This is a genomic window from Herbaspirillum sp. AP02, assembly GCF_015767275.1.
Taxonomy (GTDB): domain Bacteria; phylum Pseudomonadota; class Gammaproteobacteria; order Burkholderiales; family Burkholderiaceae_D; genus Herbaspirillum.
In genome coordinates this window covers 1057752-1072036 of the sequence record NZ_JADWMY010000001.1, presented here as the reverse complement: position 1 = coordinate 1072036, position 14285 = coordinate 1057752, and the positions used below count along the sequence as shown (strand labels likewise).

Genomic DNA, 14285 nt, shown 5'->3' with positions numbered 1-14285 from the left:
GGGAGAACACCATGTCAGCAGGATTCCGCATTCTTGAGCGCGTGCGCAAGGTCAGCGCGCAGGACGTCAAGAACTTCGCCGCCATCCCGGTGGCCAACATCAGCGATTCGATGGCACGCATGACCGCCGCCGGTGCGCGCCTGCGGCCACTGCATCGCGGCGGCAAGCTGGCCGGCGCGGCCATCACGGTGAAGTCGCGCCCGGGGGATAACCTGATGGTGCACAAGGCCCTGGACCTGGCCGAGCCAGGCGACATCGTAGTGGTCGATGCCGGGGGCGACCTGTCCAATGCCATCATCGGCGAGCTGATGGTGGCGCACGCCATCCAGCGTGGCCTGGGCGGCATCGTCATCTACGGCGCGGTGCGCGACCTGGACGCCATCCAGGGCGGCAGCTTCCCGGTGTTCGCTGCCGGTGTCACGCATCGCGGTCCCTACAAGGATGGCCCGGGCGAGATCAATGTCCCCATCGCCATCGACGGCATGGTGATTGCCCCGGGCGACCTGCTCGTGGGCGACTACGATGGCCTGCTGTGCGTGGGCTATGACGACATCGCTGCCGTCTATGCGGCGGCGAAGGCGAAGAATGATGCCGAGGTGGCGCAGATGGCTGCCATCCAGGCTGGCACCAGCGACCGCGGCTGGATCGATGCGAGCCTGAAGCGACTGGGCTGCGAACAGCCTGCCCAGGCGGTGCCGCGCCATGGCTGATGCCGCCGCCTCGCCGCACCTGCAGGTACGGCCGGACTGGCTAGCCCTGATGCAGGAAGCGGCGCTGGAGCCGGAATTGCCCATCATCGATGCCCACCACCACCTGTGGGATCGTGTCGGCAACCGCTACCTGTTCGGGGAGTGGATGGCCGATCTGTCCAGCGGTCATCGCGTCACCGAGACGGTGTTCGTGCAATGCCGCTCGATGTACCGACAGGAGGGGCCGCAGGCCATGCAGCCGGTGGGTGAGGTGGAGTTCATCAACGGCGTGGCGGCGCAATCGGCCAGCGGCCTGTATGGGCCGGTGCGCGCCTGTGCGGCCATCGTCGGCTTTGCCGACCTGATGCTCGGCGCCGAAGTGCAAGCGGTGCTGGAAGCGCTGCAGCAGGCCGGCAACGGCCGCCTGCGCGGTATCCGCAATACCACGGCCTGGCATGCCGATCCGTCCATCCGTAGCAATCCGCAGCCGCCACCGCCCGGCCTGCTGGCGCAGGACAGGTTCCGCACCGGTGCGCGCCTGCTGGCGCGCTACGATCTGTCGCTGGACATCTGGGCCTATCACACCCAGCTGGATGAAGTGCTGGCGCTGGCCCAGGCTTGCCCGGATACCCGTTTCGTCCTGGATCACTGCGGCGGCCCGCTGGGCGCCGGCCCCTACGCCGACCAGCGCGAGACAGCACGGCGCGAGTGGGAGCGCGGCATGCGCGCCATCGCCGCCTTGCCCAATGTCTGGCTCAAGCTGGGTGGCCTGGGCATGCCCGTGGGCGGCTGGGATTTCCATCGGCAGGCCGTACCTCCGGATTCGATTCAACTGGCCCAGGCCTGGCGGCCCTATATCGACACCTGCATCGATCTCTTCGGTCCGCAGCGCTGCATGTTCGAGAGCAATTTCCCGGTGGACAAGGGCATGTTCGGCTACGTCAGCCTGTGGAATGCATTCAAGCGGCTGACCGTGGACTTGTCCGCGCCCGAGCGCACTGCGCTCTTCAGTGCTACCGCCCGGGAGGTCTACCGCATGCAGGAGGCAGGGCGGTGATAGCATAACGCCCTCGTTTGGACGCCCCCGGCGTCCCTGGTTCATCTCAAGCCTTGAAAGCAGATAGTGCAAGTACAGACCCGCAGCGGTGTCCCGCATGACGCCGACGGCCTGCCGCCCCGGCAGCGCTTCCTCGCCATCGCCACCGTAGTGCTGGGCATCACCATTGCGGTCCTGGACGGTTCCATCGCCAACCTGGCGCTGCCGTCCATGGCGGCCGACCTCAAGGCCAGCGATGCCGATGCCATCTGGGTCATCAACAGCTACCAGATCGCCATGGCGGTGTGCCTGCTGCCACTGGCTTCGCTGGGGGAGGTGGTGGGCTACCGGCGCGTCTATCTGGGCGGGCTGCTCCTCTTTACGCTGGCCTCGCTGGCCTGTGCCGCCAGCAATGACATGCTGCAGCTGAGCCTGGCGCGGGTGCTGCAGGGGCTGGGCGCGGCCGGCATCCTGTCGGTCAATACCGCGTTGATCCGTTTCATCTACCCGGCGCGCCTGCTGGGCCGCGCCATTGGCTACAACGCCCTGGTGGCCGGGACCGGCAATGCCCTGGGCCCGACCGTGGCCGGCTTCATCCTGCACCTGGCGTCCTGGCACTGGCTGTTCCTGATCAATATCCCGCTTGGACTGGTGGCGCTCCTGGTGGGTAGCAAGGCGCTGCCTACCAACCCGCTGGCGGCACGTCGCTTCGACCGGCAGAGCGCGCTCCTGTGCATGTGCTTCATCGGCTTGCTGCTCTATACCATCGATGCGGTCGGCCACCTGCAGGGCGTCTGGGTGGTGGCCGGTTGCGCCGTACTGACCGCGCTGAGCCTGTTCCTGCTGCTCAAGCTGCAGTCGACCAGCGCCCCCATGCTGCCACTGGACCTGTTGCGCATTCCCTTGTTTGCGCTCTCCATCGGTACCTCCTTCTGTTCCTTTGCGGCGCAGATGGCGGTGTTCGTGATGCTGCCTTTCATGTTGCAGAACTACCTGGGCATCAGCGCCGCCCGTGCCGGGCTGTTGCTGACGGCATGGCCGATTGCGGTGGCCCTGACCGGGGTGGTGGCGGGCAAGCTGTCGGACCGCATTGCGGCCGGCTTGCTGGGCGGGATCGGGCTGGCCGTGATGTGCCTGGGCCTGCTGTCGCTGCTGACGATCGACCACGGCACGCCGGACGGCCTGATGGCGCTGCAGTTCGCGGTGTGCGGGTTCGGCTTCGGGCTGTTCCAGTCGCCCAACAACCGCACCATGATCAGCGCCGCCCCGCGTGAACGCACCGGGGGCGCCAGCGGCATGCTGGGCACGGCGCGCCTGACCGGGCAGACCGTCGGCGCCTCGGTGGTGGCTCTGCTGTTGGGGTGGTCGGACGCACCGTATGCGCTGGTGCTGTGGTGCGCCGCCGGGCTGGCCGCGGCGGCGTGTGCGGTCAGCCTGTCACGGCTGCGCTATTGAGCAATACGGGGAAGGGCGCGGCTCAGGCGGCTGCAGCCTGGGCTTCGCTCTGGGCGTGATGGTGTGCCGCGTGGGCCGCGACCGACAGGGCCATGCTGAGGTAATTCTCGCTGCGCATGCGTTGGCGCGCCTGTTGCTGCTCCAGCACGAACAGCTGCTGGTAGAGGGTGCGGATCTGCTGCTGTAGCAACTGGCGTTGCTGCTTGCCGTCGCGATTGGCCGGGAAGCGTGCCAGTGACTGTGCCTGCTGTTGCAGGATCAGGATGCGATGGCTCAGTTGCTCGATCAGTTCTGCGGGGTCATGGTCCAGCGTGTCTGCACGGACGGCCTGGCGGGCTTCGGCAGTTTTTTCTTGTTCATACGCGACGTTCATGCGAACTCCAGCCCCGGTCGAGGCGCCAGTCTTGCAGGTTCAGGCGGGTTTGCCTTTGGATACTGTTACGGCAGCTTCCCGCAAAGCTTGAGTCGCACAAGGTAAAAAAACCAAAAGGCGCAGGCCCGCGAGGGCGCTGCGCCTTGCTTGCAGGGCCGGGCCGGCAGCGATGCCGGCTTGCCCGTCAGATCACGCCGCGGCGCATCTGGTCCAGTTCGATGGATTCGAAGAGGGCCTTGAAATTGCCCTCGCCGAAGCCGTCGTTGCCCTTGCGCTGGATGATTTCATAGAACACCGGGCCGATCAGGTTCTGGGTGAAGATCTGCAGCAGCAGGCCTTGGCCGGCGGTGGGCGCGCCGTCGATCAGGATCTTCAGTTCGCGCAGGGCGGCCAGGTCTTCGCCATGGCCGGGAATGCGGCGTTCCACCAGGTCGTAATAGGTGGCGATGGTGTCCTGCAGGGGGACGCCGCGGGTGTGCAGGTCGCGCACGGTCTGGTAGATGTCATCGGTCCCCAGGGCGATGTGCTGGATGCCTTCGCCGTTGTACTGCTTGATGAATTCCTCGATCTGCGACTTGTCGTCCGCGCTCTCGTTGATGGGGATGCGGATCTTGCCGCACGGGCTGGTCATGGCGCGCGAGCGCAGGCCGGTGACCTTGCCCTCGATGTCGAAATACTTGATCTCGCGGAAGTTGAACAGCCGCGTATAGAACGATGACCAGGTATCCATCGCGCCACGCATGACGTTGTGGGTCAGGTGGTCGATATAGGTCAGGCCCACGCCCTTGGGATTGCGCTCCACGCCGGGGAAGAACTGGAAATCGACGTCATAGATGGAGCCATTGTCGCCATAGCGGTCCACCAGATACAGCAGCGAGCCGCCGATGCCGCGGATGGCCGGGATGTTGAGCTCCATCGGCCCCAGGCGGGCTTCCACGCCTTCGGCGCCCAGTTCCAGCGCGCGTTTGTAGACGAAGGCCGCATCCTTGACGCGGAAGGCCATGGCATTCACCGAGGCCCCATGCACCTGGGCGAAGGCGGCGGCGTTGCTGTCGGGTTCACCGTTGAGGATGAAGTTGATCTGGCCCTGGCGATACAGGGTCACGTTCTTGGAACGGTGACGCGCCACGGCGATAAAGCCCATCAGTTCCAGTACGCCGGCAATGGCGGCCGGGTCGGCGGCGGTATATTCGACGAACTCGAAGCCGTCGGTCCCCATGGGGTTGTCGAACAGGTCCGTGCTGGCGGGGGCGAATTGGCTGATTTGGCTGTCTGCGTGGCCCATCTGTGTCTCCTCGGATTGGAAAGGCCGGCAAGCCCGGCCCATGAGAGGAGTTTATTGCGTCATCACTGCAATTTGTGATTGTTTTTTGCGCAAATTAGGGGGTAATATGCACAAATAAATCTTAAATAAGAAAATTGGAGAGATAAATGAGCATCATCAATGTGGATCGCTACGATCTGGCCTTGCTGACCGAGCTGCAGCGTGACGGACATATTACCAATAGTGCACTGGGTCTGAAAGTTCACTTGTCCACCTCCCAGATCAGTCGTCGCGTGCAGCGCCTGGAAGAAGCCCACGTCATCGAACGCTACACCGCCGTGCTGGACCCGGCAGTGGTTGGCCTGGGCGTGACGGCCTTCACCACCGTCACCCTGGATCGCCAGGGCGAAACCCGGGGCGAGCTGTTCGAAAAAGCCGTGGAAACGATGCCAGAGGTCACCGAGTGCTTCTCCGTTACGGGGGAGGGCGATTATATCCTGCGCATCGTGGCCCCCGACCTGGCGGCGTTTTCCGAATTCATGATGAGCCGCCTGTTGCGCCTGCCCGGCGTGACCAACGTCAAATCCAACATCACCCTCAAGAAGGTCAAGCAATCGCACGAACTGCCGCTGGAACACGTCATGCAGCCGGTGAAGTCGCGCCAGCGCATTCGCTTCTCCCAGTGAGAAAGTGAACGCAAAGGGTGGGGCGGCCTGCGAATTCAAAAGCAAGCGCCCGAGTGCGACGCCGGCAGGGGGCGCCTAGAATCATCCTGACCCGATAGCAGGAGCCCCCCATGCCGAGTTTGACCTCCCCGATGATTTCCACGCCCACTCTGCCTACTCCGGATGTGACCAGCGCGTCCGCTGACCCGTCCCCCGTCGACCAGCAGCGCTGGCAGGCCGTGCAGCGCCGCGACCCGGCCTGCGATGGCTTGTTCTGGTATTCGGTCAAGAGCACGGGCGTCTACTGCAAGCCCTCCTGCGGTGCACGCACGCCCTTGCGCAAGAACGTGGCCTTCCACGCCAGTTGCGCGGCCGCCGAGGCCGCCGGTTTTCGCCCTTGCAAGCGCTGCCGGCCCGACCTGCCGCCGTTGCAGGAACGTCAGGCCGAAGCCATCGCCCAGGCCTGCCGCCTGATCGACGCTGCCGAGCAGGCGCCCGCCACCGTGGACCTGGCCCAGGCCGTGGGCTTGAGCCGCTTTCATTTTCATCGGCTCTTCAAGGTCCACACCGGCCTGACCCCCAAGGCCTATGGCGATGCCAGGCGGGCGCAGCGCCTGCGCCAGCAATTGGCCTCACGCGCCAGCGTGACCGAGGCCTTCTACGAAGCCGGCTTCAATTCCAGCGGTGGCTTCTATGCCCACCGCAATGCCGACCTGGGCATGAAGCCGGCGGCCTACCGACACGGCGGCCGTGGCGAGAAAATCCGGTTCGCGGTCGCCCAATGCTGGCTGGGCGCCTTGCTGGTGGCGGCCACCGAGCAGGGCATCTGTGCCGTCACCCTGGGCGAGGATGCCGACGCGCTGGTGCAGCAACTGCAGGACCGTTTTTCCCAGGCCGAACTGGCGCCCGGCGACGCCGCCTTCGAGCAGACGCTGGCACAGGTGCTGGCCGCCCTGGATGACCCGCAGCGCGGCGCCGCCCTGCCGCTGGATGTACGTGGCACAGCCTTCCAGCAGCGCGTGTGGCGGGCCCTGCGCGAGATACCGCCGGGAGTGACCCTGAGCTATGCCGAACTGGCCACCCGTATCGGCCAGCCGGCGGCGGTGAGGGCAGTGGCCAGCGCCTGCGCGCGCAACGAGATCGCCTTGCTGATTCCTTGTCATCGCATCGTGCGTCAGGACGGTTCGCCTTCCGGATACCGCTGGGGCATCGAGCGCAAAGCGGCCTTGCTGGCGCGTGAGGCGGTGGCGCGCCAGCAGCCCGCAGCGGCCAGTGCCGAGCCTGCCTGAAGGCGAAGGCAGAGGCGGCTACAATGGCCGTTACTTCATATTGCAGGAGTCGTGCATGCATGTTCTCGGCAAGGCCGGCCTCGCCCTCACGGGGGCGGTCCTGGTCCTGGGTGGCCTGATCGCCTGTTCGCCGCTGACGGCCATCAACGCCGTCACCCCCAGCTCGGGTTACATCAAGACCGAAGGCGTGGCCTACGCCGGCAGCGACAATCCGCGCCAAAAGCTGGACATCTACCGGCTGGCCGCCGCGACCGATGTGACCCACGCCGGACCGGGCTTGCCGGTGGTGGTCTTTTTCTACGGTGGCAGCTGGAACGAAGGCAGCCGCAAGGACTATGCCTTCGTCGGTGAAGCCTTGAGCTCACGCGGCATCATCGCCGTGCTGCCGGATTACCGCGTCTATCCCGAAGTGCGCTATCCGGATTTCCTCAAGGACAGCGCCCAGGCCCTGGCCTGGACCCTGCGCTCGCTGCGCGAACTGGGCGGCGATCCGCAACGGGTCTTCGTCATGGGACATAGCGCCGGCGCCTACAACGCGGCCATGCTGGCGCTGGATGCACGCTGGCTGCGCCAGGCCGGCGCCTCGCCGGAGGCCCTGCGCGGGTGGATCGGCCTGGCCGGGCCGTACGACTTCCTGCCCATCGAAAACCCGGACGTCAAGCCAGTCTTCTTCGCTCCCGACTCGCCGCCAGATTCGCAACCGGTGCGCCACGTCCAGGCCGGTGCGCCCCCCGCTTTGCTGATCGCCTCCCACAAGGACAAGCTGGTGTCGGCCACCCGCAATACGGCCGGGCTGGCCGCCCTGCTGCGCGCACAGCAGGTGGCGGTGGAGGAACATTACTTCGACAACACGTCGCACGCCTCGCTGGTGGGCAGCCTGGCCCGGCCGCTGCGCTTTTTGGCACCCACGCTGGAGACGGTCGCCGAGTTCATCGCCGCGCCACCCCCGCGCACCAAGGCCGCGCCGTGACCGGTGACCTCTTCGCTGCGCTGCCCCGCGAGCCGGCCATCGACCCCATCGCAGAAGGCGCGACCTTGCTGCGTGCCTTCGTCAGCGACGAGGAGGCTGCGACGCTGGTGGCTGCCATCGATACGGTGCTGGCCCAATCGCCCCTGCGCAACATGCAGACGCCGGGCGGTTTTCGCATGTCGGTGGCGATGAGCAATTGTGGGCAGTTCGGCTGGGTCACTGACCGCCGTGGCTATCGCTACCAGACGCTGGACCCGGTGACCGGGCAGGACTGGCCCGAGATGCCTGCGGCATTCGTCGCACTGGCACAGCGGGCGGCCGAGGCGGGCGGGTTTGCTCCCTTCGTGCCGGACGCCTGCCTGGTCAACCGCTACGACCCCGGCGCCCGCATGTCGCTGCACCAGGACCGTAACGAAGAAGACATGGAACAGCCCATCGTCTCGGTCTCGCTCGGCTTGCCGGCGACCTTCCTCTTTGGCGGCATGGAGCGCAGCGACAAGCCGCAACGCATGCGGCTGGAGAGTGGGGATGTGGTGGTCTGGGGCGGCCCGGCGCGGCTGGCCTTTCATGGCGTGGATGTGCTGCGCGACGGCGAGCATGCGCTTACCGGCCGCTGCCGTTATAACCTGACCTTCCGCCGCGCCCGCTGAGGGCGGTGCTCAGGCCTGCGCGGCGTGTGCGCCAGCGTGTGGCGCCTTGCGTGCCGCCGTGCTCGCCCGGCGGCCGTTCTTGCGCGCCGGCCGGCGTGCAGGGGGCGCATCGGCTTCGTGCAGACGCTGTTGCAGCAGTGCCAGCACCGCTGCCTCTTCCGGCGACAGCGCGTGCAACTCCTGCACCAGTTCGGCCTGCACCCGCTTTTCCAGTCGCTCGGCGAAACTGCCATCGAGATAGCTCTCGATCACCGCCGGGTGCACATAGCATTTACGGCAGATGGAGGGCGTATTGCCCAGCCGGCGTGCCACGTTCTCGATGGCGCGCACCACGTTCTGCTTGGCCTGGGCCTGCGAGTCCACCTGTTCGAAAGCCTGCAACGCCAGCGTGGCCAGCACCGTGCCGGCCCAGGTGCGGAAATCCTTGGCGCTGAAATCCTCGCCCGCCGCCTCGCGCAGATAGGCATTGACGTCGCCGGAGTCGATGCAATGCCGCTGCCCCTCGTCATCCACATACTGGAATAGCTCCTGCCCCGGTAACTCGCGCATCTTGCGGATGATGCGCGCCACATAGGGATCATGCAGCTTGATGTCATGCTGCACTCCGCTCTTGCCACGGAAGTGGAACAGCACATCGCTGCCATCCACCCGCACGTGGCGATGCTGTAGCGTAGTCAGTCCGAAGGACTTGTTCTGGCGGGCATATTCGTCATTGCCCACCCGCATGAAGGTGCTCTGCAGCAGGTGCACCACCGCCGCCAATACCTTCTGCCGATGCAGGCCGGGCCGCTGCAGGTCCTGCTCCACCACCTTGCGGATGGTGGGCAGGGCGCGGGCGAAGCTGATCATGCGCAGGTATTTGGCATCGTCGCGCACCAGGCGCCAGCGGGCGTGATAGCGGTACTGCTTGCGTCCCCGCGCATCGCGCCCGGTGGCCTGGATATGGCCGTTGTGATGGGGGCTGATCCACACTTCTTCCCAGGCCGGTGGAATGGCCAGCGACTTCAAGCGCACCAGCTCCTGGGCATCGCGGATCAGTTCGCCCCGGGCATCATGATAGGCAAAGCCCTTGCCATGGCGGCTGCGGCGTATGCCCGGCATCTCGTCGTTGACGTAGCGCAGCTGGTTGGCGCGGGCGATGACGACAGCCTCGTCCTGAGGACGGGCATCGGCGGGGGGCGCGGCATTGCGGTGCATGATGGTCTCCTCGGACGCAGGGCCGGGACATCCGGCAATGGTCCATGGCGGCCATTATTGAGCAAGCCGCGCCGATGGGCAGTCAGCCATTGGCCGGGGATGGTGTGGGACTTTTCCCGCACGCCCTGGCCAGACTCAGAACGACCACTGCAGGCTGAAGCCGCCGGTCAGCGCGGCCGTGGCAAAGCCGTCCGGCCTGGCCAACGGGGTGGCCAGCGATATCTCGTAGCTCATCTTCGCCAGGCTGCCGCGCAAGCCCAGCGCCGCACCGGTGAGCCGGCGCCCGGTCAGGTACTGCGTCATCGGCCCGGCGACCGCACCGGTATCGACCCCCGCAAACAGTTCTTGTCCGCTGTCTCCCAAGGCCAGTGCCAGCTCATTGCGCAGGAACCAGCCCCGTTCGGCCTGCAGGGTCAGCTCGCCATCGAAGCCGCGCACGGTATAGCGGCCGCCGATGGAAAACTGGTCCTGTGGCGGCAACTGTCCCCGGTTCCACTGCGCCCGCAGCGTGCTGCTGTATTCGAAGGGGGGCAAGAGTGGCGGCAGTGCGGTCGCGATGGCCTATATCGAAGGATGGCAGGAGGGGAGCGCTGGCGGTGATTCGTCTGGTTCAGCAAGTGGTTATTGATGTTAGAGGGCAGATAGTTACGGATGGTCAGAAAATGCAGATTATTCAAGAAATAGTACAGAAATCAAAAGGCATAATTAGTCCGACATCTATAAGGTTTAAACAATGATGAGAGTCATAGGAATTGACGGTGGGCATTCCGTTTACGAAACAGGTACCACGTCAGATTTCGTCCTGTTTTTCGAGTGCCTTGAGTATTTTGTCGCTAAGAAGAACCCCGACCAAGATTGGACTTTGTTGACTGATCGTTTATATCGCCGCTACCTCAAACTAGAGGAGTTAAATCCTGCTGCAATTTTAATGAAGGAGGTAGAGGAGATTTTTAATAAAACATCTAGCTCCGAGGTGGCTTGGAAACAGGAGCTAATTGGCGACAAAAGCAAAACATGGCTTGATCCAAGTCGTGCCAACTTGGCTGATGTATTTAGTGGATTTTTTGATAATTTCAAAAAGGCAAGGGAGTCGTCACTCTCCTTTTTTGAGGTTTTTAAAATATATCAGCCGGTCAAAATTGTGCCTGCGGATCTAGCTGGTATCGCGACAGAAAAAGTACGCTCTTTACAGGAATACGACGTGTTGGAAGGGAAGCCATTCTGGTTACGTTAATGAGTGGCCCGATGCTGGAGGTGGCTACGCGAATACGGGTGGATTGATGGCCGTAGGAGCAGTCAGCGGCATTGGCTTCTCTCTGATGTGAAGCGCCCCGACTTTCGCGGAATCTACAGCAGCAATGAAGCGTAATACCAGGCGCTGATGAATGCGGGCGTACAGGTGTAACAATCGTAGCGTTACACCGTGGGCGTGGCGCTGACCGATGCGCAGATTGCGGAACTGAAGACCGATATCGTCTGGCTGGTCAAGCAGAACGTCACGCTGGCCGACGGCAGCACACAGGAAGTGCTGATGCCACAGGTCTACCTCCATGCCTCCAATGTGGAAGTGACCGGCCAGGGCACGCTGATCGCGGGCAATGACGTGGCCTTCCAGGCGGCGCAGGATATCGTCAACAGCGGCGGTACGATTGCCGGGCGGCAGAGTGTGTCGCTGGCGGGTAACAATGTCCAGAACCTGGGCGGGCGCATCAGTGGCAGCGCCGTGACGGTCGCGGCTGCGCAGGACGTCAACAACCTCGGCGGCGCCATCGACGGCAGCAGCAGCGTCACGCTGGCAGCCGGACGCGACATCAACGTCAACAGCACCAGCGTCAGCACGGCCAATGCGGTCACCAGCGGCACCAACATCAACCAGGTCGCCAGTGTCAGCGGCAAGGACATCACGATGGCCGCAGGCCGTGACCTGACGGCCAATGCAGCCGTGGTTGCGGGCACGGGCAACGTCAGCCTGGCCGCAGGCCGCGACGTCAGCCTGGGGACGATCAACGAGAACTTCCGGCAGCAGATCAACTGGGCCAACGACAGTGGCGCCTCGAACTGGGTCGGCACGCTGACCGGCCCGAATCTGGTTGATCAATCCAACGGTGCTCATGGCATCAGCGAGAGCGGCGTGAACCGCGCCACGCTCACCGGCAGCAAGGACGTGAGCACGCAAGTCAGCGGCAACAACATCAGCATCCGCGCCGGCCAGGACGTGGTGACCAAGGGCGCGCAGATCGTGGCCGAGGGTCAACTCAGTGCAGCGGCGGGCCGGGATGTGCGCATCGAGACCGCCAACGAATCGGCCAGCGCACGGGATGAGCACCAGCACAGTTCGGGCGGACTCCTGACGGCCACGTCGGTCAAGACCGATGATTCCAGCAGCTACAGCCGGCAAGTGGGTAGCACCTTCTCGGGCAATACCGTGGTGGTGCGTGCGGGCAATGATGTGAACGTGACGGGCAGCGATGTGGTGTCCACCCAAGGTACAACGGTGGCGGCGGGCAACAACGTGAACATCGTGGCCGCGACCGATAGCAGTACGCAGCGCAACTTCCGTCAGGAGACCAAGAGCGGGGTGATGGGGTCGGGCTTTGGGGTGACGGTGGGGAGCCGCATACAGAGCCAGGACGTGGATGGGCAGAGCCAGACGGCGGCTGCTTCAACTGTGGGTAGCGTGGAGGGCAACGTCAGCATCGTGGCGGGCAATCGCTATACGCAGGTGGGTAGTGATGTGATGGCGCCGAAGGGGGATGTCGATATTGCGGCGAAGGCGGTGGAAATAAAAGCGGCAGAGCAAGCCAGCAAGACCACCACCGAAGACAAGTACAAGCAAAGCGGCGTGACCCTGTCGGTCACCAGCCCGGTGATCTCGGCGATGCAGTCGGTCGATCAGATGGCCGATGCGGCGAGCAAGACCAAGAGCGGCCGCGCAAAGGCACTGGCTGCAGCGACGGCGGGGATGTCGGTGTACAGCGCCGCAGGAGACGTGCAAAAGGCGGCCGCCAACGGCAGCGCCAACATCGGCATCAGCGTCATGCTGGGCAGTAGCCAGAACGGTAGCCGTAGCGAACAGAATACGTTGACGCAACGCGGCTCAACCGTTGCTTCGGGTGGCAACATGAGCATCCGCGCGACAGGCGATGGGGCCAACAGCAACATCACCATCGCGGGCAGCGACATCAATGCCAAGGGTAATCTGGCGCTGAAGGCGGACAACGACATCAATCTCATCGCTGCGCAAAATACGGATGAGCAGCATAGCGATCGGTCGTCGTCCTCGTGGGGCGTGGGTTTTACGGCGCAGTTTGGCACCAAGACCCAGTTCGGTTTTACGGCCAATGCTGCGGGCAGCCGGGGTAATAGCGATGGCAAGGACGTGTCCAACATCATGACACTGGTGCGTGCGGGTGGGCAGGTCAATATCGATTCAGGGCGTGATACGAATCTGGTGGGTGCCACCGTTTCAGGTGAGCAGGTGGTGGCCAATGTGGGGCGTGACCTGAACATTGCGAGTGTGCAGGACACCAGTACCTTCAAGAGTCACGATGAGAGTATTGGTGGTAGTGCCACCATCGGGTATACGCCAGACCAGATAAGGAACGATCAATTGAAGATCGCCATGTAATGACCCACTAAAAACCAGCTCACCTCAAACGGCAAAAACTCTACTCGATCGCACCAACACTCCCAAAGTATTGTCCCCACCCCTCAAAGGTTCTCTCTTCGTCTCTCCCCCCGCAACGCCATCCCCAATCCCGCTACAATCGCCACCGCCCCCACCATCATCGACACCGACAACGGCTCCTGCAGCACCCAGGCCGAGGCCGCGACGCCGAAGAGTGGCGACAGCGCATTGAGCATCAGCGCCCGCACCCCCAACCGCGCCACCACCCAGTTGAACAAGGCCACGCTGAGGATGCTCACCAGCAGGCCGTGATAGGCGCTCTGCAGCGCCAGGGCGGGCAGGGGCTTGCTGAAGGTGGTTTCGCCCAGCCAGGGCAAGGCCACCAGCGTGCAGGCCAGCGACAGTACCTGCGTCAGCGCCACCGCATCCAGCGGGGCGACCTGCCAGTTGCGGTTCAGGACCAGGTACCAGGCCCACATCAGGGCCGATAGGACGAACATCAGGTCGCCGCGCCAGGCGCCTGCCGGGGCCAGGCCGCTGGCCAGGATGCCATTGAGGCCGACCAGCACCAGCCCGGCCAGGAGCAGGAGCACGCCCCACGGCGAGATGCGCTCGTGCTGCCGGAAGACGAAGCGGCTGATCGCCATGCCGAACAGCGGGGTGAGCGCCGGATGGATCAGCGCGCCATGCGAGGCCGGGGCATAGTTCACGCCGCCGACCAGCACCAGGCTGAACAAGGGGCCGGAGAGCAGGAATAGCACCAATCCGCGCCGCCAGCCCACGCCACAGGCGCCGATGAGCCCTCGGCGCCAGGCATAGGGCAGCATCAACAGGCCGCTGGTGAGGTAGCGCACCAGGGTGGCGTCATAGGGTGTCAGCCCTTGCTGGTAGCCGTAGCGCGAGATCACGGGTTGGATGCCCCAGATCAGCGCGACCAGGATGCCGGAAAGAATGGGTGGGTTCATGTCGAAAGCCGGTTGGTTAAAGCCCTGCAGAAGTGAGCACAGTAGAGCAAAGGGGCTTTGACTGACTTTCGATCATTGGTCAATAATGTTTGAATCTACGCCAT

General features: G+C 64.2%; 14 protein-coding genes. 9 read left to right on the top strand and 5 right to left on the bottom strand.

Features of this window, described 5'->3' with window-relative positions; all coding sequences use genetic code 11:
• The first annotated feature begins 11 nt into the window (after window positions 1-11).
• The 3 genes from I5R65_RS04870 to I5R65_RS04860 all read left to right on the top strand — a co-directional run bounded on the left by I5R65_RS04870 (window position 12) and on the right by I5R65_RS04860 (window position 3180).
• Window positions 12-710, top strand: a complete 699-nt coding sequence (locus tag I5R65_RS04870; RefSeq protein ID WP_180667377.1) for an RraA family protein — start codon at window positions 12-14, stop codon at window positions 708-710.
• Complete coding sequence (locus I5R65_RS04865) at window positions 703-1746, top strand: amidohydrolase (RefSeq protein WP_180667379.1); 1044 nt, start codon at window positions 703-705, stop codon at window positions 1744-1746. Before I5R65_RS04870 ends, I5R65_RS04865 begins: the two co-directional genes overlap by 8 nt.
• Window positions 1747-1812: 66 nt before the next feature.
• Complete coding sequence (locus tag I5R65_RS04860) at window positions 1813-3180, top strand: MFS transporter (protein WP_180667380.1); 1368 nt, start codon at window positions 1813-1815, stop codon at window positions 3178-3180.
• A 22-nt stretch (window positions 3181-3202) separates the two neighbouring features.
• On the opposite strand, the gene I5R65_RS04855 is transcribed toward I5R65_RS04860, so the two are convergent.
• A complete protein-coding gene (locus I5R65_RS04855; protein ID WP_180667382.1) occupies window positions 3203-3553 on the bottom strand; it encodes a hypothetical protein in 351 nt (116 codons plus the stop codon).
• Between the two features lie 184 nt (window positions 3554-3737).
• Window positions 3738-4838: a 4-hydroxyphenylpyruvate dioxygenase gene (hppD, locus tag I5R65_RS04850; RefSeq protein WP_180667383.1), complete on the bottom strand. Its 1101-nt coding sequence runs from the start codon at window positions 4836-4838 to the stop codon at window positions 3738-3740.
• A 146-nt stretch (window positions 4839-4984) separates the two neighbouring features.
• On the opposite strand from hppD, the gene I5R65_RS04845 reads away from it, so the two are divergent.
• From I5R65_RS04845 to alkB, 4 genes are all read left to right on the top strand, one after another.
• Window positions 4985-5503, top strand: coding sequence for an Lrp/AsnC family transcriptional regulator (locus I5R65_RS04845; protein WP_006464522.1), 519 nt, complete (start codon window positions 4985-4987; stop codon window positions 5501-5503).
• A gap of 110 nt (window positions 5504-5613) precedes the next feature.
• Window positions 5614-6771, top strand: coding sequence for a bifunctional DNA-binding transcriptional regulator/O6-methylguanine-DNA methyltransferase Ada (gene ada / locus I5R65_RS04840; protein ID WP_231395054.1), 1158 nt, complete (start codon window positions 5614-5616; stop codon window positions 6769-6771).
• Window positions 6772-6826: 55 nt separating this feature from the next.
• Window positions 6827-7741, top strand: coding sequence for an alpha/beta hydrolase (locus I5R65_RS04835; protein WP_180667384.1), 915 nt, complete (start codon window positions 6827-6829; stop codon window positions 7739-7741).
• Window positions 7738-8391: a DNA oxidative demethylase AlkB gene (gene alkB, locus I5R65_RS04830; RefSeq protein WP_180667386.1), complete on the top strand. Its 654-nt coding sequence runs from the start codon at window positions 7738-7740 to the stop codon at window positions 8389-8391. The genes I5R65_RS04835 and alkB overlap by 4 nt, the downstream gene beginning before the upstream one ends.
• A 9-nt stretch (window positions 8392-8400) precedes the next feature.
• Here alkB and I5R65_RS04825 read toward each other — a convergent pair whose 3' ends face one another.
• Both I5R65_RS04825 and I5R65_RS04820 read right to left on the bottom strand, forming a co-directional pair.
• Complete coding sequence (locus I5R65_RS04825) at window positions 8401-9588, bottom strand: DNA topoisomerase IB (protein WP_180667387.1); 1188 nt, start codon at window positions 9586-9588, stop codon at window positions 8401-8403.
• A 135-nt stretch (window positions 9589-9723) separates the two neighbouring features.
• Window positions 9724-10122, bottom strand: coding sequence for a ShlB/FhaC/HecB family hemolysin secretion/activation protein (locus I5R65_RS04820; protein ID WP_370460930.1), 399 nt, complete (start codon window positions 10120-10122; stop codon window positions 9724-9726).
• 199 nt (window positions 10123-10321) lie between these two features.
• On the opposite strand from I5R65_RS04820, the gene I5R65_RS04815 reads away from it, so the two are divergent.
• Both I5R65_RS04815 and I5R65_RS04810 read left to right on the top strand, forming a co-directional pair.
• Window positions 10322-10822: a hypothetical protein gene (locus tag I5R65_RS04815; protein WP_231395053.1), complete on the top strand. Its 501-nt coding sequence runs from the start codon at window positions 10322-10324 to the stop codon at window positions 10820-10822.
• A gap of 195 nt (window positions 10823-11017) precedes the next feature.
• Window positions 11018-13216 (top strand): hemagglutinin repeat-containing protein, encoded by a 2199-nt coding sequence (locus I5R65_RS04810; RefSeq protein ID WP_370460931.1) that lies wholly within the window; start codon window positions 11018-11020, stop codon window positions 13214-13216.
• An 83-nt stretch (window positions 13217-13299) separates the two neighbouring features.
• Here the strand turns inward: I5R65_RS04810 and I5R65_RS04805 are convergent, their stop codons facing one another.
• The gene (locus I5R65_RS04805) at window positions 13300-14181 is read right to left on the bottom strand and encodes a DMT family transporter (protein WP_180667389.1); all 882 of its coding nucleotides are present in this window, start codon (window positions 14179-14181) and stop codon (window positions 13300-13302) included.
• Window positions 14182-14285 lie beyond the last annotated feature (104 nt).